The organism is Methylobacterium sp. CB376 (assembly GCF_029714205.1).
GTDB lineage: Bacteria > Pseudomonadota > Alphaproteobacteria > Rhizobiales > Beijerinckiaceae > Methylobacterium.
The window spans coordinates 3,054,572-3,079,019 of record NZ_CP121648.1 but is presented as its reverse complement, the minus strand read 5'-3'; the positions used below and the strand labels follow the sequence as shown (position 1 = coordinate 3,079,019).

Below are 24,448 nucleotides of genomic sequence, written 5' to 3'. Positions count from 1 at the left end.
CATGCATCTCGAACTCGCGGATGAGTCGCCGGTCGCACCGGCGCTCACCGGCCGCCGGGCCCGGCTGAGATGGCTCGACGACACGCTCGGCCTGCTGATCGAGCTGCCCGCGGCGCTCCTGGTCGTCCTGGAGATCGTGGTCCTGGGCTCGGGCGTGGTGAGCCGCTACGTCTTCCACCAGCCGATCGTGTGGGCGGACGAACTCGCCTCGATCCTGTTCCTCTGGCTCGCCATGCTGGGCTCGGTGGTCGCCTACCGGCGCTCCGAGCACATGCGCATGACCGCCGTCGTCAGCCTCGCCTCCCCGAAGGTGCGCGCCTTCCTGGACGCGCTCTCGCTCGCCGCCGGCCTCGTCTTCATCGGCATCCTGCTCGAACCCGCCTACGAGTTCGCCAGCGAGGAGCTCTTCGTCCAGACCCCGGCGCTGGAGATCACCAACGCCTGGCGCGCCGCCGCCCTCCCGGTCGGCTTCGTGCTGATGCTCGCCATCGCGGTGCTGCGCCTCGTCGAGAGCACCGACTGGAAAACCTCCCTCGGCGCCCTCCTGCTCACCGGCGCCGTGGTGGCCGGCCTGTTCTATGCCGAGCCGACCCTGCGCACCCTCGGCAACTGGAACCTGCTGATCTTCTTCGTCCTCGGCGTCGGCGCCCTGGTCTTCTCGGGCGTGCCGATCGCCTTCGCGTTCGGGCTGGCCACCTTCGGCTACCTCACCTTCACCACCCGCGCCCCCTCCATGGTGGTGGTGGGGCGCATGGACGAGGGCATGAGCCACCTCATCCTGCTCGCCGTGCCGCTCTTCGTCTTCCTGGGCCTGCTGATCGAGATGACCGGCATGGCCAAGGCCATGGTCGGCTTCCTCGCCGCGCTGCTCGGCCACGTGCGCGGCGGCCTGCACTACGTGCTGGTGGGCGCCATGTACCTCGTCTCGGGCATCTCCGGCTCCAAGGCCGCCGACATGGCCGCGGTCGCCCCGGTGCTGTTTCCCGAGATGAAGGCGCGCGGCGCCAAGGAGGGCGACCTCGTGGCGCTGCTCGCCGCCACCGGCGCCCAGACCGAGACCATCCCGCCCTCGCTGGTGCTGATCACCATCGGGTCGGTGACGGGCGTGTCGATCACCGCGCTCTTCACGGGCGGCATGCTGCCGGGCGTGGTGCTCGGGATCATGCTGTGCGCGCTGGTCTGGTGGCGCTACCGGGGCGAGGATCTCAGCCACGTGCGCCGGGCGCGCGGGCGCGAGATCGGCCGCTCGCTGGTGATCGCGCTGCCCGCCCTGGCGCTGCCCTTCGTGATCCGGGCGGCGGTGGTGGAGGGGGTGGCGACCGCCACCGAGGTCTCGACCATCGGCATCGTCTACGCGATCCTGGCCGGGCTGCTGATCTACCGTCAGTTCGACTGGAGGCGGCTCTACCCGATGCTGGTCTCGACGGCATCCCTGTCGGGGGCGATCCTCCTGATCATCGGGGCGGCGACCGGGATGGCCTGGGCGCTGACGCAGTCGGGCTTCTCGCAGAGCCTGGCGGTGATCATGAAGAGCCTGCCCGGCGGGTCGCTGGGCTTCCTGGTGGTCTCGGCGCTGGCCTTCATCGTGCTGGGCTCGGTGCTGGAGGGGATCCCGGCGATCGTGCTGTTCGGCCCGCTGCTGTTCCCGATCGCCCGGGCGGTGGGGGTGCACGAGGTGCACTACGCCATGGTGGTGATCCTCGCCATGGGGATCGGGCTGTTCGCGCCGCCCTTCGGGGTGGGCTACTACGCGGCCTGCGCGATCAGCCGGATCCACCCGGACGCGGGCATCCGCCCGATCGTCGGCTACATCCTGGCGATGATCCTCGGCCTCGTCGTCGTCATCCTGGTGCCCTGGATCTCCATCGGCTTCCTCGGCTGAGCGTCATTCGCCGAAGCGGTCATCGGCTGTCCGGACGATCACGTCCGGACAGCGCATGATCCGGGATCCGGTTGATCCAAGCGGATCACGACCCCGCGCGGCCGCCCCTCCCGGCGGCCGCGGACGCCCCCGCCTTGCCTGAGAGGACCTCACCATGAATGCCGCGCCGAGCCGCATGGCCGATGCCGTCCGGTTCCTCGCCCTCGACGCCATCGCCCGGGCCGGGGACGGACATCCGGGCGCGCCGCTCGGCTGCGCCGAGATCGCCACCGCCCTGTTCACCCGGCACCTCGTCTGCAACCCGGACGATCCGGAATGGCCCAACCGCGACCGCTTCGTGCTGTCGAACGGCCACGGCTCGATGCTCCTCTACGCGGCCCTCCACCTCGCGGGCTACGCGGCGATCTCGATCGAGGCGATCCGCGGCTTCCGCGAACTCGGCTCGCCCTGCCACGGCCACCCGGAATACGCGCCCCGTCACGGCATCGAGGCGACGACCGGCCCCCTCGGCCAGGGCATCGCCAACGCGGTCGGCATGGCGGTGGCGGAGGCCAAGCTCGCGGCCGAGTTCGGCCCGGACCTCGTCGATCACCGCACCTACGCCCTGGTCGGCGACGGCTGCCTGCAGGAGGGCATCGCCCACGAGGTCGTCTCGCTCGCCGGCCACCTGCGCCTCGGCAAGCTGACCTTCCTGTGGGACGACAACCGCATCACCGACGACGGCAGCACCGACCTGTCGATCTCGGAGGACGTGCGGGCCCGCTTCCGGGCCGCCGACTGGCAGGTGATCGACTGCGACGGCCACGACGTCGAGGCGGTCTCGGCGGCGCTGCTCCTCGCCAGGGGCGATCCGCGCCCGAGCCTGATCGCCTGCCGCACGGTGATCGGCCGCGGCCTGCCGCGGCTCGAAGGCCAGCGCGGGGCCCATGGCGGGCGCGTCTTCGAGAGCGACTGCGCGGAGGCCCGCGCCGCCCGCGCCTGGGACCATCCGGCATTCGCGGTGCCCGAGGATGTCGCCGCCGCCTGGCGGGCCGGGGCGGGGGCGCGCAACCGGGCCGCCTACGCGGCCTGGCAGGCGAGCCGGGCCGCCCTGCCGGAGGCCCGGCGGGCGGAGTTCGACCGGAGGATGGCGGGCCGGCTGCCCCCGTCCTGGCGCGAGACGCTGCTCGCCCTCAGGCGGCACTGGTCCGAGACCGCCCCGGAGCGCCCGACCATCGAGGTGGCGGCCGACATCCTGGCGGCCCTCGCCGAGACCGTGCCGGACCTGTTCAGTGGCGCCCCCGACCTGGAGGGCCCGACGCGCCACAAGCAGCGGCTCGCCGCCTTCACGGCCACGGAAAGGGCCGGGCGCTACCTGCATTACGGGATCCGCGAGCACGCCATGGGGGCGATGATGAACGGGATGGCGGCCCATCGCGGGCTGATCCCGGTCGGCGCCACCTACCTGGTCTTCTCCGACTACCTGCGGCCCGCCCTGCGGATGGCGGCGCTGATGGAGCTTCCGGTCATCACGGTCTACAGCCACGATTCGATCGGCATCGGCCGCAACGGGCCGACCCACCAGCCGGTGGAGTTCCTGGCCTCGCTCCGGGCGATCCCCAACATGCTGGTGCTGCGCCCGGCCGACGCCGTCGAGACCGCCGAGGCCTGGGAGATGGCGCTCGCGCACCGGGACGGGCCGACCTCGCTCATCTGCTCCCGCCAGCCGCTGCCGGCCCTGCGGCGGGAGGCGGGCGCGGAGAACCTGAGCGCGCGGGGCGCCTACCTGCTCGCCCCGGCGACGGGCGGGCGCAGGCGGGTCACCCTGGTCGGCACCGGTTCCGAGGTGGCGGTGGCGCTCGCCGCCCGCGCGGCGCTGCAGGCGGAGGGGATCCCGACCGCCGTGGTGTCGATGCCGTCCTGGGAGGCCTTCGCGGCCCAGCCGGAAACCTACCGCCGCGAGGTGATCCCCCGCGACACCGTGCGGGTCGCCGTCGAGGCGGCCATCCGGCTCGGGTGGGAGCGCTGGATCGGCGAGGAGGGCGGTTTCGTCGGGATGACCGGCTTCGGTGCCTCCGGGCCCGGCGAGGAGCTCTTCCGCCACTTCGGCATCACGCCGGAGGCGGTCCTTCGCGAGGTGCGGGCGCGGCTCTGAGCCCGAGCCGCCGAGCCCGCGGCGCGGCATCGGCCTTGCGGGCCGATGGCCCGGGGCGCCGGACGGTGCCGTGCTGCGACCAGTTCGACGCCGCCACTCTGCGCCGATTTTCGAGCTTGCTTCGCGTGGAGCGGCGCTGCGGGGCGGGGTCCGCTCGCTCGCCTGGAAGATCCTGTCCTTCGCCTTCCTGTTCGCCGTCGCAGGCGTGCTTCGTCGCAGGCGTGCTCGGGCGCGGCTTCGCGGTGGTGGCCGCGGAGGTGAAGGAGCTGGCCGGCCAGACCGCGCGGGCGACCGAGCAGATCTCGGGGCAGATCGGCCAGATCCAGGGCGCGACGCGCCAGGCGGTGACGGCGATCGGCGGGATCACGGCGCGGATCGGGCAGATCCGCAGCGTGGCCTCGGCGATCGCCGCGGCGGTGACCGAGCAGGGGGCGGCGACGCAGGAGATCGTGCGCAACGTGGCGGAGGCGTTGCGCGGGACGCGGGCGGTGACGGACACGATCGGGGCGGTGGCGGGCGCGGTCGCGCAGACCGGGGAGGCCGCCTCCCAGGTGCTGGGCGCGGCGAGCGCGCTGTCGCGGCAATCCGAGCAGCTCTCCGCCGGGACCGACCGCTTCCTCGCCGGGATCCGCGCCGCCTGAGGCGCGACGCTCGCGCGGGATCCGAGGACGGCGCACCCGGATCCCGTTATCAGTCCGAGCCAGGCGGCGCGCATCCCACCCGCCAGGAACCCCTCTCGAACCAATAAGGCGAGGCAGAATCAGCCCTCACATGCCGCATAGGGACGATGCTTTACCCGACAATTCAGTGGAATTTGTCAAAATATACTCGCAAAAAACTGATAGGATCAATCGTTCTCGCAAAGTCATCGCGATGTACGAAAAAAATTATTGGAGAAATTACACACTGGGCTGGAAGCTGTGACGAAGATGATTGAAGCGCAGGTTACGAAGTTTTTAAGGCAAGTTGACCAAACTGCATGAAGCCATACCCAACCGAGGTCTCCATGCCGCTCAGATTTCGCCTCGTTCACCGCTTCGTGGCGCTCGCGCTCGCCGCCCTGTTCCTTCTCGGGGGTTCGATGGGGCTGGCCCTGACCCAGATCCGCAGTGCGATGCTGGAGCAGAAGCGCGGCGAGATCCAGCACGCCGTCGAGGCCGCCGCCACCATCCTGCAGGGCTACCTCGCCCGGGCGAGGGCGGGCGAGATGAGCGAGGGCGAGGCGCGCCGGGCCGCCCTCGAGACCCTCCGGATGGCCCGCTTCGACGGCGGCAATTACTATTACGTTTACGACTTCGATGGCCGCAGCGTCATGCATCCGATCCGGCGCGAGCTCGAAGGCAAGAGCATGCTGGACCTGAAAGATAAATTCGGCACCCAGATCACCCGAGAAATGGTCGATCTTGTCAATCGGAACGGCCGGGGATCCTCGCAGTTCTACTGGCTGAAACCGGGAGAGAGTGAGGAAACCCTGAAGGTGACCTACGTGATCGGGATCCCCGAATGGCAGATCCTGGTCGGCTCGGGGCTGCACGTGGACGATGTGGACGCGGCCCTGTGGGGCGAGGTGCGCTCGCTCGCCTGGAAGATCCTGCCCGTCGCCCTCCTGTTCGTCGCCGTCGCCGGCGTGCTCGGGCGCGGCGTCGCCCGGCCGCTCGCCAGCCTCACCGCCTCCCTGCGCCGCCTCGCCGCCGGCGAGATCGCCGCCGCGGTCGAGGGCGTCGGACGCCGCGACGAGATCGGCGAGATCGCCTCCGCCGTCGTCGCCCTGCGCGAGGGCCTCCAGAGCCGCGCCCTGGAGGAGCGTGCCCGCGACGAGGCGGCCCGCGCCGAGACCGAGCGCGCCCGCCGCGACGCGATGCGCAGCATGGCCGAGGAGTTCGAGCGCGGCATGGGCGGCATCGTCGCGCAGGTCGCCGCCGCCGCCACCGAATTGCAGGCGACCGCCGAGACCATGACGGCGACCGCCGACCACACCGCCCGGCGCTCGACCGCCGTGGCGCGCGCCGCCGACGAGGCCAGCGCGAATGTCGGCACCGTGGCGGCGGCGGCCGAGGAACTCGGCGCCTCGGTGAGCGAGATCGGCCGGCAGGTCGAGGGCTCGGCCGAACTGGCCGAGGCGGCCGTGCGGGAGGCCGACCACACGCAGGAGCTGGTGCGGGCGCTGAGCGAGAGCACCGCGCGCATCGGCGACATGGTCGGGCTGATCTCCTCGGTCGCGAGCCAGACCAACCTGCTGGCGCTGAACGCCACGATCGAGGCGGCGCGGGCCGGGGAGGCGGGGCGCGGCTTCGCGGTGGTGGCCGCGGAGGTGAAGGAACTGGCCGGCCAGACCGCGCGGGCGACCGAGCAGATCTCGGGACAGATCGGCCAGATCCAGGGCGCGACGCGCCAGGCGGTGACGGCGATCGGCGGGATCACGGAGCGGATCGGGCAGATCCGCAGCGTGGCCTCGGCGATCGCCGCGGCGGTGACCGAGCAGGGGGCGGCGACGCAGGAGATCGTGCGCAACGTGGCGGAGGCGTCGCGCGGGACGCGGGCGGTGACGGACACGATCGGGGCGGTGGCGGGCGCGGTCGCGCAGACCGGGGAGGCCGCCTCCCAGGTGCTGGGCGCGGCGAGCGCGCTGTCGCGGCAATCCGAGCAGCTCTCCGCCGGGACCGACCGCTTCCTCGCCGAGATCCGCGCCGCCTGAGGCGGTCCGCTACTCGGCCGCGGCCTCGAGCGCCCTGTCGTAGGCGCCCGAGGCCAGGGCGGCCTTGAGCCAGCCGTCCACCGCCGCCTTGAGCGCCGGGTCGCGGCTCATCCAGTAGCCCTTGTCGGCGTGGTCGAAGGAATCCGCCACCGTGGCCGGGCAGAGCACGCCGCGGTGGCGCCGCGCCTGGTAATCGACCTCGGCCCCGTCCGTGACCATCAGGTCCGCGCGGCCCTCCGCGACCTCCTCGAAGATCGTGCGGTTGTCCGGGTGCAGCCGCACGGCGGCGTGCGGGAAGTGGGCGGCCGCGAAGCGCTCGTTGGTGCCGCCGGGATTGACCACCACGCGCACCTCGGGCCGGTCGATCGCCGCGATGCTCGTGTAGGTCCCGGCATCGGCGCAGCGCACGATCGGGCGCTTGCCGTCGGTCATTACCGGCACCGAGAAATCCGCCACCGCGGCGCGGTCGGACGTCACCGAGACGCCGCCCATGGCGATGTCGAACCGGTCGGCGAGGAGGTCGTCCTTGAGGCCCTTCCAGGTCGTCGGGACGATCTCGAGCGAGACCCCGAGGCTGCGGGCGAGATCCCGCGCCATCGTGACGTCGGCGCCCTTCACGTCGCCCTCGGAGCGCCTCAGCGAATAGGGCGCGTAGTCGCCGGTCAGGCCGACCCGCAGCACCCCCGCCTCGCGGATCGCCGCGAGGGGTCTCGCCGCGGCCGGCGCGGCCGCGAGCGCCGCGGCCACGATCCCGATCCCGGCCCACAAAGTCCGGCCCATCACCCACCCCCTGCGCTCTGCCCGGCCCCGGCGCGCCCGGCGACGCGCCGCGCATCATCGCGGGCCCGTTCTTCCCGCCTAACAGAGCCGAGAGCGGACACGCTTGCAACGGGGCGGCGGGCGAAGCGCGCCGGCGCGGTTGACAGGCCGGCCCCCGCTGGCGTCGAAGAGGCGCCATCCGCGGAGGCACGATGACGATCGACGCGAGCGGCGCCGCGCGCCTGGAGGCTTGGCTGTCCCGGAACCGCGCCAAGCTGGTCCAGGCCGCCCGCATGACGGTGTCGAGCCTCGCCACCTTCGGGCTCGCCGCCGGGCTCGGCCTGCCGCAGGCCTTCTGGGCAGTGATCACCGCGCTGATCGTGACCCAGAGCAGCGTCGGCTCCTCGCTGAAGGCTGCCCTCGACCGCTTCCTCGGCTCGGTGCTCGGCGCGGTCTACGGGGGCGCGGTCGCCCTCGCCGTCCCGCACCAGGGCGGGATCACCACGGCGGTCGCCCTCCTGCTGGCGATCGGCCCGCTCTCCGTCGCGGCGGCGCAGTCGGCGGGGTTCCGGGTCGCGCCGATCACCGCGGTGATCGTGCTCCTGAGCACCACCGGCAGCACGCTCGGCCCGATCGCCTTCGCGCTCGACCGGATCCTGGAGGTCGGCCTCGGCTGCGCGATCGGCCTCGCGGTCTCGCTCGTGGTCGCGCCGGCCCGCGCGGCGCGGGTGGTGCGCGAGCAGGCGGCGCGGACCGCCCGCCTCCTCGCCGATCAGCTGGAGGTGCTGGCGCGCCGCGACGACGCCGCCATCGACGCGAAGGGGCTGCCGCTCGCGACGCGGCGCAGCCTCGACCGGCTGGAGGTGCTGGTGGGGGAGGCCGCCCGCGAGCGGCGCAGCCGCCTCGCCGCCGCCCCGGATCCCGAGCCGCTCGCCCGCACGCTCCTGCGCCTGCGCCACGACGTCGTGATGCTGCGCCGGGCCGCGCGCGAGGCGGATCTCGGCGCCGACCTCGCGGCCCCCTGGGCGGCGGCGGCCTCGGCCGCGGCCGCGCGCCTGCGGGGCATCGCCGCCTGCCTCGAGCAGGACGCCCGGGCCCCGGAGGAGGATCCGGCCCTGCCGCGGGCGATCGCCGCCTACCGGGCGGCGATCGACGAGATGCGCCGCCGCCGGCTCACCCGCGACCTCCCGACCGACGAGGTCGGGCAGATCTTCTGGATCGCCTTCTCGCTCGACCAGATGCGGCGCAACCTCGACGACCTCGCCGAGCGCGCCGCCGAGGGGCGGGCCGCGCCCGCCGGGTGAGGCGCGCGGCTCACGGCGCGGCGCGCTTGCGCAGCACCATCTCGCCCCGGAGCAGGACCTTCCGGGGGCGCTGGCCGAAGACCGTCTTCACGACGGTCCGGTCCCGGTCGAGGACCAGCACGGGCGGCCCCGCTTGAACATGCCGCGCGGCGGGACGTTGGGGGAGGGCGGCCGGCAGGGCCGCGCAGTCCCGGAATCACCCGATGGCCGAATCCTCCACCGGCGCCGCGCGGGCGGCGCATCGCCGATCCGCGCCCCCGCGGGGCGCCGGGCGCCCGCGCGGCGCCGCCCCCGCGGCGCGACGGTGCGCTGTCGCCGGGCGCGGCGCTCGTCGCGGTCGGGGGCGCGCTCCTGCTCAGCGGGCTGGTCAGCCGCCGCTACAGCCCCGATCCGAGCCACCCGGACATCGCCCGCTGGTACGGCCGCCTCGACACCCCGTCCTGGAAGCCGCCGGACCCCGTCTTCGCCGGCGGCTGGCCGGTCCTGCTCACGCTGATGGCGGCGGGCGCCTACCGGCTGATGCGCCAGCCCCGCTCGCCGGCCCGCGACGAGGCGATCGCCCTCTGGGCCCTCACCCTCGCCCTGGTCACCGCCTACAACAAGGTCTTCTTCGGCGCGCGCAGCCTCACGGGCGGGGTCGCGGAGGGCGCGCTCGTGGTGGCCGCCGGGGCGGGGTTCATCGCCCGGGCGGGGCGCGTGGACGGCCTCGCGGCGGCGAGCGGCCTGCCGCTCACCCTGTGGTCGGTGTTCGGCGACGTCCTCACGGAGGATCTGCGGCGGCGCAACCCGGACCTCGACGGGCGGCAGCCCCCGGGGGCCCCGGCCCGATGAGACCCCACCCCACCCGCGAGGACGCCTCGCCGCGGATCCCCTGGCTCAGCCTCCTCTACGGCTTCGGGCCGATGCTGCCGCTCGTCGCCGGGGCCGCGGCGGCGCTCGCCAGCGCGGGCGAGACCCGGCGCCTGATCGTCAGCCTCACGCTCCTGTGGGGCGGCGCCATCCTTACCTTCCTGTCGGGCGTGCGGCGGGGCCTCAGCTTCCGGACGGTCGGCGGACCGACCGCCACGCAGATCGCCACCATGATGGTCCTGTTCGGGCTCGGATTGGCGGCCCTCGCGGGCCTGCTGTTCGGGCGCGCCACCGCCACGACGGCGCTGCTCCTCGCCGGCTACGGCCTCATCGTCGTCCTCGATCCCCTGGCGGCCCGGTCCGGCGAGGCCCCGCGCCACTTCGCGCGGCTGCGGCCGATGCAGATCCCGCTCGCGCTGCTCAGCCTCGCGGCGCTGCTCGCGATCGAACTCGCCGGCCGGGTCTGAGCGCGGGGTCGATCGCCCGGTCGGGCCGGCACGCGGTGCCCCTTCGCACGACCGACACCAACCGTGCGAAGCGCGCGCAGCGACCCCGACCCTTGCGCGCCGGGACGCGCGGCGAGGCGCGACGGCGCGGGCGACGCTCTCGCCGCGATCCCCTGGCGCGGGAAATCGGCTAGACTGGGCGCGACGGGCCTCGCCGCCCGTCGCCGGCCGCTCGGCCGGCCGGACAGGGCGTGCCGACGCGCCCGCCAGAGGGAAGGACACGACGCCATGCTCGGCCTGATGCAGGACTGGCCCCTGCTCATCCACCGCATCATCGACTACGCCGCCTCCCAGCACCGGGACCGCGCGGTGATCTCCCGCTCGGTCGAGGGACCGATGCACCGGACCACCTACGGAGAGGTGAGGGGGCGGGCGCTGCGGCTCGCCAAGCGGCTGGAGCGGGACGGGATCCGCGCGGGCGACCGGGTCGCCACCCTGGCCTGGAACACCTGGCGGCACCTGGAGGCGTGGTACGGCATCACCGGGCTCGGAGCGATCTACCACACGGTCAACCCGCGGCTGTTCGGCGAGCAGATCGCCTACATCATCAACCACGCGGAGGATCGCATCCTCCTGCTCGATCTCACCTTCGTGCCACTGGTGGAGCGGCTCGCCGAGCAGCTGCCGACGATCGAGCGCTTCGTGGTGCTGACCGACGCGGCCGGGATGCCGGACACGTCCCTGCGCAACGCGGTCGCCTACGAGGAATGGCTCGCCGAGGCGGACGCGGATTTCGCCTGGGCGCAGCTCGACGAGCGCAGCGCGGCGGGGCTCTGCTACACGTCGGGCACGACCGGCAATCCGAAGGGCGTGCTCTACTCGCATCGCTCCAACGTGCTGCACGCGATGGCCAATAACGGGCCCGACTATATCGGGCTTTCCAGCCGCGACGTGGCGATGCCGGTGGTGCCGCTGTTCCACGCCAACAGCTGGTCGCTCGCCTTCGCGGCGCCGATGGCGGGGGCGGCCCTGGTCCTGCCGGGGCCGAAACTCGACGGCGCCTCCGTGCACGACCTCCTGGAGTCGACGGGCGTCACCGTCACGGCGGCGGTGCCGACGGTGTGGCTCGGCCTCCTCCAGCACCTCGACGCGACCGGGGGCCGGATCACGCACCTGAAGCGCGTGCTGATCGGCGGCTCGGCCTGCCCGCGGGCGATGACGGAGCGCTTCGAGCGGGAGTTCGGCGTGAGCGTCACCCATGCCTGGGGCATGACCGAGATGAGTCCGATCGGCTCCTTCTGCTCGCTGAAGCCGGAGGTGTCGCAGCTGGAGGGCGAGGCGCGCCTCGACCTCAAGATGAAGCAGGGCTACCCGCCCTTCGGGGTCGAGTTCCGGCTGACCGACGATGCCGGCCGCGACCTGCCCTGGGACGGCACCACCTTCGGGCGCCTCAAGGTGGCCGGCCCCGCCGTGGCGGCGGCCTATTTCCGGGACGACACGCCGATCCTCGACGACCGGGGCTTCTTCGACACCGGCGACATCGCGACGATCGACCCCAACGGCTACATGACGATCACCGACCGCTCGAAGGACGTGATCAAGTCGGGGGGCGAGTGGATCTCCTCCATCGACCTGGAGAACCTGGCCGTCGGGCACCCGGACGTCGCGGAGGCGGCGGTGATCGGGGTGGCGCACCCGAAATGGGACGAGCGCCCGCTCCTCGTCGTGGTGCCCAAGCCCGGGCGCGTCCCGGACAAGGACGACATCCTGGCCTTCATGAGCCCGCGCATCGCCAAGTGGTGGCTGCCGGACGACGTCGTGCTGGTCGAGGAGATCCCCCACACGGCGACGGGCAAGATCCAGAAGACGGCCCTGCGCGACCAGTTCCGGGACTATCGGTTCCCCGGGACGGCGTGAGGGGACAGGAGGGGTTTCGCGGCGCCGCGGACCGCTTTAGGGAGGGGCGATGACCGCTGATCCCGCGCTCCCCGCATGCGTCGCCTGATCGTCGAGGAGCCCGTCACCCGGGCGGCGCCGTGGGCGCTGCGCTGCGGCTGGTTCGCCGTCGCGGTGGTGGCCATCGCGCTCCTGCTGGTGCGGGATCCGCGGGCCGAGACCGGGCCGGCCCTCGCCGCCCTCGGGGCGGGCATCGCCGTGGCTTTGCTCGCCGTGGCGCTCGCGCTCGGGGCCTTCGTGCGGGTCTGGAACGAGGGGGCGCGGGGCCTGCGCACCGCCCTGGGCGGCCTCTTCCTCGCGGCGCTCGTCCTCGCCTATCCGGGCTACATGGCGGTCCGCGGGGCAGTGCTGCCGCGGCTCACCGACATCGCCACCGACGTCGCCGATCCGCCCTCCTACTCGCGCTCGCGCGCCGCCTACGCGGCGCGGGGCGGCGCGCTGCCGCCGGAGATCCCACCCGCCGCCCGCGCCCTGCAGCGCGAGGCCTATCCGCAGATCGCCCCGCTCACCCTGGATCTCGGGCCGAACGAGGCCTTCGCCCTCGCCCTCAAGGCGGCCGGGAACCGCAAGTGGCAGGTGATCGAGGCGATCAAGCCGGGCGGGCGGGTCGGCAACGGCCGCATCGAGGCGGTGGTGCGCTCGCGCCTGCTCGGGCTGCCCTACGACGTCACCGTCCGGGTCAGGCCCCGCGCCGACGGCGCCCGCATCGACGTGCGCTCGGCCTCGCGCTACGGCGACCGCGATTTCGGCCAGAACGCCGACCACATCCGCTCCTACCTGGAGGAGCTGTCGAACCTCGCGCTGGCGGTGAAGTGACACCGGCGGTCATGTCTCATGACCGCTGGGTCCGTTCTCGGATCGTCGCCGAGCCTCTGGTGTCGACGATCCGGGATGGTCAACGGCCCGATGCGTCAGCATTCTGGGGCGTTGGTACGAGGCGTCACGCCGGCCGGTAGGTGCCGTCGAGGGCCGGATCCCCGTCCGTCGCGGCCTGCCCGCGGGCGACGAGGTCCTCCAGATGGGCGTAGACCGACAGCGCGGCCGCCCCGGCGAGCCGGGGATCGAGCCCCTGGTAGATCTCCGCGACGAGCGCCGGGATGGTCCGCCCGCCCGCGCCCAGGCGGTCGAGGATCGCGGCCTCGCGGGCGCGGCGGTGATGCGCGAGGGCGCGCACGAAGCGCTGCGGCTCGCGCACCGGCCCGCCATGGCCCGGCCAGTAGGTGCGCTCGGGCCGGCCCCTCAGGCGGTCCAGGGACGCCATGTAGGCCCCCATGGCGCCGTCCGGCGGCGCGACGATGCTGGTCGACCAGCCCATCACGTGGTCGCCCGAGAGCAGCGCCTCGTCCTCGGGCAGCGCGAAGGCGAGGTGGTTCATGGTGTGGCCCGGCGTCGCGACGGCGACCAGGGTCCAGCCCGGCCCGTCGATCCGCTCGCCGTCGGCGAGCGCGACGTCCGGCCCGTGGTCGCGGTCGGCGGCCGCGTCGAGGATGGTCCTCTCGCCGCCGCGCACCGCCCGGGCGGCGCGGTGCGGGCCGCACCCGACGATCGGCGCGCCGGTCGCGGCCTTCAGCGCGCGCGCGGCCGGCGAGTGGTCGCGATGCGTGTGGGTCACCGCGATGGCCGCCACGGTCTCGTCGCCGAGCGCGGCGAGGAGGGCCTCGACGTGGCTCGGCTCCTCGGGACCGGGATCGACCACCGCGACCCGGCCGTGCCCCACGATGTAGGTGCAGGTGCCGGTCTGCGTGAAGGGACCGCCGTTCGGGCAGACGAGGCGGCGGATCAGCGGCGAGACCGCCTCGACCCGCCCGGGCGCGGGCGCGTCGCGGGAGAAGGCCGGCGGTTCGGCGTCGTCGGAAGCGCTCACCCGGGGTCCCCCCTCGTCCTCGGCACCGTCCCGGGTTACCGGCGCGAGCGGCGGCTGTCGAGCGCCGCGCCGAACTGGACCGTGCGGGCCCGCCGCGCTACCGTGACGCGAGCGACGTGATCCCGCTGGATGGGTCGTGGCGTACCTGATCGAGACCATCGGCTGCATCGCGCCCTTCCTGGCGGATCGCCTGCGGGCGGCCGGGATCGCGACCAGCGACGCGCTGCTCGCCCGTGCGGGCGACCCGGCGGACCGGCGGCGCCTCGCCGACAGCACCGGGATCGACGCGGCGCAATTGCTGCGCTGGGCGGAGCGCTGCGACCTCTTCCGGGTGCACGGCCTCGCCCGCCCGATGGCGGAACTGCTCGAATCCGCCGGCATCCGCACGGTCGGCGACCTCGCCCGCGAGGAGCCGGCCTCCCTGGGCGGGCGGCTCGCGGCGCTCAACGCCGAGCGCGGCCACTGCCCGGTGTCGCCGACGCCGCGCATGGTCGCCGACTGGATCGCGCGGGCGCGCCGGCTCGCGCCGCGAATCGCAGGGGAGCCCGGGATCGCGGGGGAGCCCGCGCCCTGATCAGCGGAAGGGCGAGGGGACCACGACGCGCACCGGCGCGAAGCCGGCATCCGTCGCCAGCACCGCGAAGCTCGCCATCTGGGCGACGCGGACCGGGCGCAGCTCGGCCCGCTGCGCCCGGCCGAGCTCTGCGCGGAAGCTCGCCTGCTCGCGCTCGCGGCGCGACACGTCGAGGGCGCGGTCGAGGTCCCGGCGCCACGCCGCCGGGAGGATCTCGGCGCGCCGGAACTCGACGAAGCGCGGCCGCACCGTCCCGCTGCGCCCCGTGAAGACCTGCCCGCCGCTCCGGGTCGCGACCGCGTCGCCGGCGCGCAGGGTCGGGTCGCGGTCGAGGGGCAGGGGAGCCGCGACGAGGGCCCCGTCCGGCCGGCAGGAGCAGCCGGCGACGACGCGGCTGCGGTACAGGAAGGCGCTCGCGCCGTCCCGGTAGGGCCGGCCGTCCAGGCCGACCGCGCGGTCGAGCTCCTGCCCGGGATCGACGGTGTAGAGGCGGGTCTCGGCGCCCGGGCAGGCGGCCGCGCAGGCCGCCTCGTGCGCGGGGGCATCCGCCCTCGTCCGCAGGGTCGCCAAGGGGAACATGTAGCCGTCGCAGGTGCGCACGCAGACCGAGCGGCTCCCGCCCCTCTCGTGCGGCGCCGGCGGGGCGGCGCGGCCGGCGGCGGCGAGTCTCGGCCGCATCGTCTGGACCGCGCGCGGCGCCGGGCGCGACGCCCAGCGCCGGCGCGGCGGCGCTTGCGAGGCGCGCGCGGCGCGCGGCGGGGCCGGCCGCACCTCGAAGAGGCGCGGGGCGGCCGCGCGGGGAGCCGTGCCGAAGAGGAACTCGAAGAGTCCGGCATCATCCGCGGCGCGCACCAGCGTCGTCGTTCCCACCGCCCCGCCGAGCCCGATCAGCGCCCCGAGCAGGCTCGTGCGCAGCACCGACCGGCCGCTCGACAAAGACCGCATGCCCATGACGTCTCCCCGACAAGCTCGGCGCTGATACGACCGAGTCGAGCCGGCAAGCAATCGGCACGAAACACCGAGGGCTGCATCAATTTCAGGCGCCGCCCGGCCAGACGAAGGGCAGAGGGTTCCGCTGCCGGCGTCATTCACCGAAAGTGGTCGCCGGCACCGCGTCAAGAATGGCGCGGAAACAACAACTCAAGCATAATTTCACGAGCTATTCTGCGAGGAGACTTGAAATCGATCGTCCGGTCTCGCGGTGTCGAGTTTGCAATGCCGATGTCTAGGAACTAACTCAATACGGCGGACGGCAGCCTTGCCCGACCCCTGCTCCCCCGGCAACGGAATACCGTGTCACGCCGCCCGCGGTGCCCACGCTCTCCCTCGTGTCGGGGGAGGGCTCGGGTACCGCGACTGTCTCGCTTCATGATCTCCGGTTCGGGGCAGAGCCGCGTCGGACAGGCACGCCCGCATGCGACGGTTCTTCGCCCTCGCGAGCCCCGGCCGGGCGCGGGAGGCGGGCCGCGACGGGTGTCGGGCCGGGCTCAGCCGCCGCGTCTTCCGCGACGGGCCCGCACCGGGACGGGAACCGGCGCGGGCTGCGCCACGCCCCGCAGGGCCGCCGCGGCAGCCGCGAGGGCCGCACCCGCTGCGATGGCCGGGATGAGGGCGCCGGCCTCCACGAACCCGACCAGGATCAGCCCGATCAGGAGGGCCAGGCCGGCCTGCAGGGCAAGGGATCGGTTCATCGAGCGCCTCCAATGGTTCGCCTCGGCAACGTGCGGCACGAAACCGGGGTTCCGCTTCCCCAAGATGGGGGCGGATTCGGCCCCTGTCGCTGCGACAAAGCGGAACCGGGAGACAGGCTTGACGTTTGTAAGCTCAAGATCGGCCGCGGGCCGATGATCCGACCATACGAAAGGTTCGCGCCATGCTGGGTTGGGCGGTTACTTTCCTGGTGGTGGCCCTGGTGGCCGCGCTGTTCGGGTTCGGCGGGATCGCCGGGACGGCGGTCGAGGCCGCCAAGATCATCTTCTTCGTCGCGGTGGTGCTGTTCGCGATCTCGGCCATCGTCGGCCTGCTGCGCGGACGCTCCTCCACGCTCTGAGCCTCGGCCGCCGAAGTCGTCATCGGTTCGGCGGCCAGCAACGTGCGGGACCAGACCTGAACAGGTCTTGCCCCGCAACTGCGCGGGCGCGGGCCCAAGGGGCCCCGGGCCCAAGGAGGCTTGCTCCGGGACGTCGTCGCAATGTCAGCCCGACGATGGCGAGCCGGCCCCCGGCCCAGGATGGCCGGAGCCTCGTCGTGCGGGAGCGGACGAGCCGCGGCCGCGCGCCTCAGGAGTTCTTCGAGGTCTCGGCGGGCTGGTCGAGGCTGGCCAGCAGCTCGACGAAGCGCTCGGGAATCGGCTGCTGCACGAGCTCGTCGTACATGGCGCGAAGGTGGGAGCCGAGCCTGCCCTGAGTGAGTCGATCGAGCCCAGGCTGATCGGACCCGCCTGCGACCCCGTGGTCCGCCGGCGTCTGCGCGCCGCCCATCCCCTTGCCATCGATCATGCAAATCCCCTTCGCCCCGCCCCCGGGCAGACGGGCAGGGCGATACTGCGGCGCTTGTTGACCAACACGCGCTCTTGCGCCGACAACGCGTCCGGGCCGGGGCGGTTCCACGGAACCGGAACGATCGCGCGGGCGCGGCGTTGTGGATCAGGGTCTTCGCACACGGACACCACTCTCAAGGGGAACTGAATGTCGACAGCACAACTCGTCGTGCAGCACCTGCCGTACCTGCGCCGCTACGCACGCGCGCTCACGGGCAGCCAGGTGGCCGGCGATGCCTACGTGGCCGCGACGCTCGAAACGCTCGTCAACGAGCCCGAAACACTGGGCCGCAGCGCGAACGTCAAGGCCGATCTGTTCAGGGTCTTCACGCGGATCTGGAACTCGTTGTCGGTGAACGGTCAGAGCGACCAAGTGCAGCACGACCTGCCCGCCGAGGTCCGGCTCGGCCAGATCACGCCCCTGCCGCGGCAAGCCTTCCTGCTCTCCTGCCTCGAAGGCTTCTCCGAGGAGGATGCCGCGACGATCCTGGGCGTCGACATCTCGGAGGTGCGCGACCTCGTCGACGAGGCGGGCCGGGAACTGGCCGCCGACATGGCGACCGAGATCCTGATCATCGAGGACGAGCCGCTGATCGCCATGGACCTGGAGGCCCTCGTCGAGGGGCTCGGCCACAACGTCACGGGGGTCGCCCGCACGCGGTCGGAGGCGATCAAGCTCGCCGAGGGCCGCAGGCCCGGCCTCATCCTGGCGGACATCCAGCTGGCGGACGGCAGTTCCGGCCTCGACGCGGTCAACGACCTGCTCAAGACCTTCGAGGTGCCGGTGATCTTCATCACGGCCTATCCGGAGCGCTTCCTCACCGGCGAGCGGCCCGAGCCGGCCTTCCTGATCGCCAAGCCGTTCCAGCCCGCCAACGTCTCCGCGGTGATCAGCCAAGCCCTCTTCTTCCAGCAGAGCGCCCGCCGCCGCGAGGCCAAGGCAACGGCCTGATCTCGCCCGGACCTCGCAGCGACACCTGCCAGGGCCGTCCCACCGGGGCGGCCCTTTGTCATGAGATGGTCTTGGGATCATCAGGTGGCTTTGGGATCATCTCGGGCGCTGCGTCGCTCCGACATAAAGAAACGGGCCGGATAGGCTCCAGCCCGTTCTGAGTTTCCGGCCGATGCACAAGGGGAATGCGGGGAGGACCAGGTGGCCGGGTTGCCTAATCAACGTCGCCCCGCCCGGCGGGGTTCCCGCGCCGGCGCGTTGATTTTCGGCGAGTGTTGCGGCGAGGCCGCATGCGCCGCCGGCGGGCGGCCTGCACATGGTCAACGAAGCGTGAAGGGCCTCACTCGGATCCGCCCCAAAAACTGTGCCGTTCGTGCACGGCCACACGGAACGACTGGGCCGGTCGCGACGTTATCGGATCGACGTGTCAAGCTTCGCTCCGAGGACCCGCGTATGCTTCGCGCTCACCTCTTCTTCAGCATCACCGCCCCGGCCGCGCTGCTTGCCCTGATCGCGCAGCCAGTGGTCGAACACTCGCTCGCGGCGATGGCCGGGCCGGCCAAGACCCCGGCTCAGCTTGTCAAGGGCGACCGGATCGCGCCACCGCGGCCGGCCGGCCTGCCGCAGAAGCCGGTGGCGGTCGAGATCACGGGGCTCGGGGCCGCGAAGGTCACGCTGCGCAACGCGGCGGGCGACGTGGTCTTCGAGACCGATTCCTCCGCCAACACCACGCTGGTGGCCCGGGACACGGCACTGCCGCACGTCACCCTGCGCACCCGGGAGGGCGTGCCGGTGGTGCAGCGGGCACCCGGCCCGCCGGCGGGCGAGGTCGGCACGCGCCGCACCATGCCGGAGGGCTGCGAGGGCGCGATCAGCGGCCTCGCCGGCCACGAGGCCCGGCGGCTGCTGCCGAGCCGCTGCCTCGCCCAGGCGGCTCTGGCTCCGGCCGCGGGCTGAGCCGCGGCCCCGCACGCGCGTTCATGGAGAGAGAGACATGCTCGGCTACCGCGAAATCGACGACCCGGCTCCCCCGCCCGCGGCGGAGCGCGTCCGGCGCGAGCCCGCGACCCTGCCCGAGGGCGAGCGCCTGGAGCGGCTGCTGGCCGGGCTGGTGGTCACGCGCCCGTCCGACGACACGGTCTGTCCGGCCCTGCTCAAGCGCAACCTGGTGGTGACGCAACTCGCGGCCTGAGGCCGCCCCCGGCGGGGCGAGGACGACACGGATACGGGCGCCGCGAGGCGCCCGTTTCGTTTGTCCGGCGAAGGTGAGGCGAGGCATGCCGACGCCGTGGCCCGGCAACCATGCCGGACCACGGCGAAGCGTCAGATGAGGTTCAATCCTCGCTCGAGCGGCCCGACCCGGAGGCCTGCCCACCCTTGCGCCCCGCGGACGAGGCGAGTTCGCGATCCTGGGAGAACGAGCGCTTTTCGGCGGGAACGCTGCGGCCGCCCTTGCTGGCGATCTCGCGCTGCCGCTCCATGTCCATCGAAGCGAAGCCGCGCTTCGAGGTCGAATTGCCGGTTGCCATGAATGCCTCCTTGGCCGGTGTCCTCGTGCTCTCAACCTTCAGCGCAAATGATGGTTCCTAATCCCCTTCGGCCCCGTCCCGGCCTGGGACGGCGGCGGGGGCGCCGGGGCCGGAACCGTGTCCCGGCGCTGACGTTCGCCCCGGTGCCGGTCCGGGCCGGAATCCCGCCCGGACCGGCATGAGCGGGCGTCGCCGACGCGGTGGCCGCGCCTCCGGTCGAGCCAGGAGCCTCCCCGATGACGAATCCCAACATGGTCCAGCGCCGCGCCGCCACGCAGCCCGACACCGCCCCGGCCCCCAACTGCGACGCTGTGCCGCCCGTGCCCGCGCCCGAGGACAGCCCTACGCCGACCACCGACCACGACCCGGAGGATTCGCCGCACGCCCAGGACCTCGTCGTCACGCGGCGGGCCGGCGGGCTGACGACCCGGAAGGAGTGAGGCCGGCCCGGGGGGCGCGGGACCCGCGCCCCGCGCGGAGCGGGCGGCGGGCGGCCCCGGCGCCGGCCCGGCCGGCTCCCGCTCCGGCCGGTCGCCGCAACGTGCCGGGGCGGACGTCCCGCCGGGCGCCGGGAGCGGTCCATCACAGCCTCTAGCGACTCCCGCCGGGTTCCCGCCTAGACTGAGCCGGCGCGGGAGGTCACGCTCGGTCGTTCGGGCAGGGACGTCCGGCCGGGCCGGGACCTGCGGAACGGCGCGGGCCGGCGGCCCGGCGGCGTCCGCCCGCTCCGCCCCGAACCGTCGGCGATCCTGCCATGCGGGTGCCGGCGCGGGGCGGGCGCCACAGGGACGGGGTCGTCGCGCGGAGCGGGCAGGAGCGGATGGACGGGGCAGAAGCGCTCAGACGCAACGGGGTCGCCGCGCCGGTGGCCGATCGGGCGACGCCGCGGGCCGCGCCCATGATCGGGACCGATCCGGAGGCGGCCGACGCGGCGGGCGGGCTCGACCGCAGCCTGTTCCGCTACATCTGGCGCCACTCGAAGCGCGACCAGATCCTGATCTGCGCCGTCGTGCTGGCCTCGCTGCCGCTCTACTTCGCGTCCCTCGACCTGCCGCGGCGCATCGTCAACGAGGCGATCCAGGGCCACGCCTTCGAGAAGGGCAACGCGACCGCCCACTTCCTCGTCCTGCGCCTGCGCGTGCCGGACTGGTTCGGCGGCGAGAGGGCGCTCTTCGACGGGTTCGAGGTCGACCGCTTCGAACTCCTGTTCGGGCTCTCCTCCCTGTTCCTCCTCCTCGTCCTGATCAACGGCGCCTTCAAGTACTGGATCAACGTGGCCAAGGGGGCGCTCGGCGAGCGCATGCTGCGGCGCCTGCGCTTCCAGCTGTTCTCGCTGATCCTGCGCTTCTCGCCCGAGTCGATCCGGCAGGCGAAGGCCTCCGAACTCGCCACGATCGTGCGCGACGAGGTCGAGCCGATCGGCGGCTTCATCGGCGACGCCTACATCCTGCCGGCCTTCCTGGGAACCCAGGCGGCCACCGCCATGGCCTTCATCCTGCTCCAGAACGTCTGGCTCGGACTGATGGCGGCCGCGGTCGTCGGCGTGCAATTCGTGGTCATCCCGCGCCTGCGGCGGGAACTCCTGCGCCTCGGGCGGCGGCGCCAGCTCGCCTCGCGCCGCCTCGCCGGGCGGGTCGGCGAGGTGGTGGACGGCATCGAGGCGGTCCACGCCAACGGGGCCGAGCCGTGGGAGCGCGCCGAGATCGGCCAGCGCCTCTTCGGCCTCTTCGACCTGCGCCTGCGCATCTACCGGCGCAAGTTCATGGTCAAGTTCCTGAACAACCTGCTCGCGCAGATGACGCCGTTCCTGTTCTACTGCATCGGCGGCTACTTCGCGCTCAAGGGCCAGCTCAGCATCGGCCAGCTCGTGGCGGTGATCGCCGCCTATCGCGACCTGCCGCCGCCCCTCAAGGAACTGATCGACTGGGATCAGCAGCGGCTCGACGTGCAGGTGAAGTACGAGCAGGTGGTGCAGCAATTCCTGCCGGACCGCCTGCTGCCGGCCGAGGTCCCGGGACGCGACACGCCCCTCGTCGGCCCGCTCGAGGCCGACGACCTCTGGGTCAGGGAATCGCAGGGCCCGCTCCTGGAAGGGGTCTCACTCTCCGTCACGCTGCCCCTGCGGCTGGGCATCGTCAGCGACGGCAGCCAGGCCGCGAGCGCCCTCGCGCGGGTCCTCGCCCACCGCCTCGCGCCGAGCCGCGGGCGGATCACGGTCGGCGGCCACGACCTCGGCGAATGGGGCTCGCTGGCGCTGGCGCGCCGCATCGCCTACGCCAGCGTCGAGCCCATCCTGTTTCCAGGGTCGCTGCGCGAGAACATCGTCTATGGGCTGCAGCGCCCGCCCGAGCAGGTGCCGCCGCCCGAGACCCTCGAGGACCGCCGCCGCCTCGCGGAGGCCCGGCGCACCGGCAACCCGCTGGCGAGCCTGTCGGGGGACTGGATCGACTACGCGCAGGCGGGCGTGCCGGACGCGGCGGCCCTGGACGGGGTGATCCTGGGCTGGCTGCGCCGCATCGGCATGGGCGAGGAGGTCTACCGGTTCGGCCTCCTCGGGCAGGTCGATCCGGAGCGGCATCCGAACCTCGCCTCCCGCATGATCGAGGCGCGCGGCGCGCTGCGGGCCCGGCTCGCCGCGCAGGGCATGGAGAACCTCGTCGAGCCCTTCGACCCGGAGCGCTACAACAGCCAGGCGACGGTGGGCGAGAACCTCCTGTTCGGCGTGCCGACCACCGCGAGCCTGACCGGGCGGGCCATGGCGGAGCACCCGGTGGTGCGCGCCGTGCTCGACGAGCGCGGGCTCGCCGAGGATTTCGTCACCATGGGCGAGCAGATTGCCCAGACGATGCTGGAGATCTTCCAGGGCCTGCCGATGGGCCACCCGCTCTTCGAGCAATTCTCCTTCCTGTCGGCGGACGAGCTGCCGGAATACGAGGCGATCCTGGCGCGCCGGACCGCCACCGAGGCCTCGGAGGCGCGCCACGGCTCGTCCTGGCTCGCGCGGGTCCGGCGTCGCTGGCTCGGGCTGGAGCGCTACGGCGGGGCGGACGCGACGCGGCTCATCGCCCTGCCGCTCGCCTATATCGAGCCGCGCCACCGCCTCGGCCTGCTCGACGACGCGTTGCGCGCCCGCTTGGTCGAGGCCCGCGCGGCCCTGCGCGCGGCGCTCGCCGAGGCCGGCGAGGGCGGGGTCGAGTTCTACGAGCCGGACGCGGTCTGCGCGGCGGCCCCGCTGCGCGACAACCTGCTGTTCGGGCGGATCAACCAGTCGGCCGCGGACGCCGCCGCCGCCGTGACCGCCGCCATCACCGCCACGGTCGAGGCCATGAACCTCGCGGACGCCGTCGCCCGCGTCGGCCTCGACCACCAGGTCGGCCCGGCCGGGCGCTTCCTCACCGGCGGCCAGCGGGCGGCGATCAGCCTCGTGCGCGGCCTCGTGCGCCGGCCCGACCTCCTCGTCCTCGACGGCGCGCTCGGCCCGATGGGCGAGAACCGGGCCCGGGCGGTGCTGACGCTGCTGGTCCAGCATTTCGGCCGCGAGGGCAGCCTCGTCGCCGTCCTGCCCAACGAGCGCTTCGCCTCGCATTTCGACGTGGTGCTGCGGGCCCGGGGCACCTCCGTCGCCGCGGATGCGCGAACTTCCGGTTGAGGCCGGCCGCCCATCCGCCCCGGGGGGCTGGCGCCCGGACCCGCGCTGCGGCAAGGTCGGCGCGTCAGGGGCCGGGATGCGGGGCATGACGCTCGAGACCGAGGTGCAGTCGCTGCGCCAAGTGCCGATGTTCCGGGAGGTCGATCCTCCGCGCCTGAAGCTCCTGGCCTTCACCAGCGAACGCGTGCATTTCGCGGCCGGACAGAAGTTCTTCGACCAGGGCGACGCGGCGGACGCCGCCTACCTGATCCTGGAGGGGGAGGCCGCCGTCACCCTCGACCGCCCGATCGGGCCGATCCGGGTGGCGGTGCTCGGCGTCAACGCCCTCGTGGGCGAGATGGGCATCCTGGCCGATCAGCCCCGCTCGGCGACCGTGACGGCGGTGGTGCCCACCACGGCGCTGCGCATCGACCGCAGGGTCTTCCTCGAATTGCTGAGCCAGTTCCCGCAGATCGCCATCGCGGTGATGCGCGAACTCGCCCACCGCCTGGAGATGACGAACCAGCAGCTCGCCCAGAGCCGGTCGGGCTGAGGGCAGACAGGGAGCGCGCCATGGATCTCGCCGCCGGCCTGCGGGGCCGCCACGTGCTCGTGACGGGCGCGTCGAGCGGCCTCGGCGCGCATTTCGCCCGGCTCTGCGCGCGCAGCGGCGCGGAGGTCACCGTGGCGGCGCGCCGCCGCGACCGGCTCGACCGCCTGGTCGAGGCCCTGCGCGAAGCCGGTGCCCCCCGGGCCTCGGCCGTGGCCCTCGACGTGGCGGACGCCGACTCGGTCGAGGCGGCCTTCGCGGGCCTCGCCCGGCTGCCGGACGTGGTCGTGAACAATGCCGGCGTGGCGGAGGGCGGGCCCGCCCTCGACACCGACCTGTCGGTCTTCGACCGGGTGATCGCGACCAATCTGCGCGGGGTCTGGGCGGTGTCGGTGGCGGCGGCGCGGCGCTGGCGCGGCGCCGCGCGCGGCGGCGTGATCCTCAACGTCGCCTCGATCCTCGGCCTGCGGGTCGCGGGCGGCGTCGGCCCCTACACGGTCTCGAAGGCCGGGGTGGTGCAGATGACCGAGGCCCTCGCCCTCGAATGGGCCCGGTACGGGATCCGGGTGAACGCGCTCGCGCCGGGCTACATTGACACCGACATCAACCGCGACTTCTTCGCCACCCCGGCCGGCGAGGCGCTCGTCAGGCGGATCCCGATGCGCCGGCTCGGGCAGCCCGAGGATCTCGACGCCGCCTTCCTGCTCCTGGCGACCGACGCCTCCGCCTGGATGACCGGGGTGACGCTGCCTGTGGATGGGGGGCACCTCGTCTCGGGGCTGTGATC

23 protein-coding genes and 1 pseudogene are annotated in these 24,448 nt (G+C 73.4%); 18 read left to right on the top strand and 6 right to left on the bottom strand.

Annotated elements, in window-relative coordinates:
• The first annotated feature begins 1 nt into the window (after window position 1).
• From QA634_RS13890 to QA634_RS13875, 4 genes and pseudogenes are all read left to right on the top strand, one after another.
• Window positions 2-1,882, top strand: a complete 1,881-nt coding sequence (locus QA634_RS13890; protein WP_012332585.1) for a TRAP transporter large permease — start codon at window positions 2-4, stop codon at window positions 1,880-1,882.
• Window positions 1,883-2,036: 154 nt separating this feature from the next.
• Window positions 2,037-4,016, top strand: a complete 1,980-nt coding sequence (tkt, locus tag QA634_RS13885) for a transketolase (RefSeq protein WP_012332584.1) — start codon at window positions 2,037-2,039, stop codon at window positions 4,014-4,016.
• A gap of 215 nt (window positions 4,017-4,231) precedes the next feature.
• Window positions 4,232-4,657, top strand: a pseudogene (locus QA634_RS13880) (methyl-accepting chemotaxis protein); the annotation flags it as partial.
• Window positions 4,658-5,022: 365 nt separating this feature from the next.
• On the top strand, window positions 5,023-6,711 hold the full coding sequence (locus QA634_RS13875; RefSeq protein WP_012332583.1) for a methyl-accepting chemotaxis protein: 1,689 nt from the start codon (window positions 5,023-5,025) through the stop codon (window positions 6,709-6,711).
• Between the two features lie 9 nt (window positions 6,712-6,720).
• Here the strand turns inward: QA634_RS13875 and QA634_RS13870 are convergent, their stop codons facing one another.
• Window positions 6,721-7,491 (bottom strand): transporter substrate-binding domain-containing protein, encoded by a 771-nt coding sequence (locus QA634_RS13870; RefSeq protein WP_012332582.1) that lies wholly within the window; start codon window positions 7,489-7,491, stop codon window positions 6,721-6,723.
• 191 nt (window positions 7,492-7,682) lie between these two features.
• Between QA634_RS13870 and QA634_RS13865 the strand changes: the two genes are divergently transcribed.
• From QA634_RS13865 to QA634_RS13845, 5 genes are all read left to right on the top strand, one after another.
• Window positions 7,683-8,774 carry an FUSC family protein gene (locus tag QA634_RS13865; RefSeq protein WP_012332581.1) on the top strand — a complete coding sequence of 364 codons (1,092 nt, stop codon included), beginning with the start codon at window positions 7,683-7,685 and terminating at the stop codon, window positions 8,772-8,774.
• Between the two features lie 195 nt (window positions 8,775-8,969).
• A complete protein-coding gene (locus tag QA634_RS13860; protein ID WP_341850695.1) occupies window positions 8,970-9,605 on the top strand; it encodes a TspO/MBR family protein in 636 nt (211 codons plus the stop codon).
• Window positions 9,602-10,090: a DUF3429 domain-containing protein gene (locus tag QA634_RS13855; RefSeq protein ID WP_012332579.1), complete on the top strand. Its 489-nt coding sequence runs from the start codon at window positions 9,602-9,604 to the stop codon at window positions 10,088-10,090. The genes QA634_RS13860 and QA634_RS13855 overlap by 4 nt, the downstream gene beginning before the upstream one ends.
• A gap of 267 nt (window positions 10,091-10,357) precedes the next feature.
• Window positions 10,358-11,986, top strand: a complete 1,629-nt coding sequence (locus QA634_RS13850) for a long-chain-fatty-acid--CoA ligase (RefSeq protein ID WP_012332578.1) — start codon at window positions 10,358-10,360, stop codon at window positions 11,984-11,986.
• 75 nt (window positions 11,987-12,061) lie between these two features.
• On the top strand, window positions 12,062-12,841 hold the full coding sequence (locus QA634_RS13845; RefSeq protein WP_012332577.1) for a DUF1499 domain-containing protein: 780 nt from the start codon (window positions 12,062-12,064) through the stop codon (window positions 12,839-12,841).
• 124 nt (window positions 12,842-12,965) lie between these two features.
• Here QA634_RS13845 and QA634_RS13840 read toward each other — a convergent pair whose 3' ends face one another.
• A complete protein-coding gene (locus tag QA634_RS13840; RefSeq protein WP_012332576.1) occupies window positions 12,966-13,889 on the bottom strand; it encodes an MBL fold metallo-hydrolase in 924 nt (307 codons plus the stop codon).
• A 136-nt stretch (window positions 13,890-14,025) separates the two neighbouring features.
• Between QA634_RS13840 and QA634_RS13835 the strand changes: the two genes are divergently transcribed.
• Window positions 14,026-14,463: a DUF4332 domain-containing protein gene (locus QA634_RS13835; RefSeq protein ID WP_012332575.1), complete on the top strand. Its 438-nt coding sequence runs from the start codon at window positions 14,026-14,028 to the stop codon at window positions 14,461-14,463.
• Here the strand turns inward: QA634_RS13835 and QA634_RS13830 are convergent, their stop codons facing one another.
• Window positions 14,464-15,414 (bottom strand): DUF2865 domain-containing protein, encoded by a 951-nt coding sequence (locus QA634_RS13830; RefSeq protein ID WP_012332574.1) that lies wholly within the window; start codon window positions 15,412-15,414, stop codon window positions 14,464-14,466. It lies immediately after the preceding gene.
• A gap of 536 nt (window positions 15,415-15,950) precedes the next feature.
• Complete coding sequence (locus QA634_RS13825; protein WP_018260782.1) at window positions 15,951-16,154, bottom strand: hypothetical protein; 204 nt, start codon at window positions 16,152-16,154, stop codon at window positions 15,951-15,953.
• Window positions 16,155-16,336: 182 nt separating this feature from the next.
• On the opposite strand from QA634_RS13825, the gene QA634_RS13820 reads away from it, so the two are divergent.
• A complete protein-coding gene (locus tag QA634_RS13820) occupies window positions 16,337-16,513 on the top strand; it encodes a DUF1328 domain-containing protein (RefSeq protein WP_012332572.1) in 177 nt (58 codons plus the stop codon).
• A 229-nt stretch (window positions 16,514-16,742) separates the two neighbouring features.
• Here QA634_RS13820 and QA634_RS13815 read toward each other — a convergent pair whose 3' ends face one another.
• Window positions 16,743-16,961, bottom strand: a complete 219-nt coding sequence (locus QA634_RS13815) for a NepR family anti-sigma factor (protein ID WP_012332571.1) — start codon at window positions 16,959-16,961, stop codon at window positions 16,743-16,745.
• A 189-nt stretch (window positions 16,962-17,150) separates the two neighbouring features.
• On the opposite strand from QA634_RS13815, the gene QA634_RS13810 reads away from it, so the two are divergent.
• The 3 genes from QA634_RS13810 to QA634_RS13800 all read left to right on the top strand — a co-directional run bounded on the left by QA634_RS13810 (window position 17,151) and on the right by QA634_RS13800 (window position 19,146).
• Window positions 17,151-17,954 carry a response regulator gene (locus tag QA634_RS13810; protein WP_012332570.1) on the top strand — a complete coding sequence of 268 codons (804 nt, stop codon included), beginning with the start codon at window positions 17,151-17,153 and terminating at the stop codon, window positions 17,952-17,954.
• Between the two features lie 453 nt (window positions 17,955-18,407).
• Window positions 18,408-18,911, top strand: a complete 504-nt coding sequence (locus tag QA634_RS13805) for a hypothetical protein (protein WP_012332569.1) — start codon at window positions 18,408-18,410, stop codon at window positions 18,909-18,911.
• A 37-nt stretch (window positions 18,912-18,948) separates the two neighbouring features.
• Entirely contained in the window at window positions 18,949-19,146 is a 198-nt protein-coding gene (locus QA634_RS13800) for a hypothetical protein (RefSeq protein ID WP_012332568.1), read from the top strand.
• Between the two features lie 142 nt (window positions 19,147-19,288).
• Here QA634_RS13800 and QA634_RS13795 read toward each other — a convergent pair whose 3' ends face one another.
• Window positions 19,289-19,483, bottom strand: a complete 195-nt coding sequence (locus QA634_RS13795; RefSeq protein ID WP_012332567.1) for a general stress protein — start codon at window positions 19,481-19,483, stop codon at window positions 19,289-19,291.
• A gap of 236 nt (window positions 19,484-19,719) precedes the next feature.
• Between QA634_RS13795 and QA634_RS13790 the strand changes: the two genes are divergently transcribed.
• The 4 genes from QA634_RS13790 (at window position 19,720) to QA634_RS13775 (ending at window position 24,446) form a co-directional block, all read left to right on the top strand.
• Window positions 19,720-19,923 carry a hypothetical protein gene (locus tag QA634_RS13790; RefSeq protein ID WP_012332566.1) on the top strand — a complete coding sequence of 68 codons (204 nt, stop codon included), beginning with the start codon at window positions 19,720-19,722 and terminating at the stop codon, window positions 19,921-19,923.
• Between the two features lie 314 nt (window positions 19,924-20,237).
• A complete protein-coding gene (locus QA634_RS13785; protein ID WP_043701185.1) occupies window positions 20,238-23,132 on the top strand; it encodes an ABC transporter ATP-binding protein/permease in 2,895 nt (964 codons plus the stop codon).
• Window positions 23,133-23,217: 85 nt separating this feature from the next.
• A complete protein-coding gene (locus QA634_RS13780; RefSeq protein ID WP_043701180.1) occupies window positions 23,218-23,664 on the top strand; it encodes a Crp/Fnr family transcriptional regulator in 447 nt (148 codons plus the stop codon).
• Between the two features lie 20 nt (window positions 23,665-23,684).
• Window positions 23,685-24,446 carry an SDR family NAD(P)-dependent oxidoreductase gene (locus tag QA634_RS13775; RefSeq protein ID WP_012332563.1) on the top strand — a complete coding sequence of 254 codons (762 nt, stop codon included), beginning with the start codon at window positions 23,685-23,687 and terminating at the stop codon, window positions 24,444-24,446.
• Window positions 24,447-24,448: the final 2 nt, after the last annotated feature.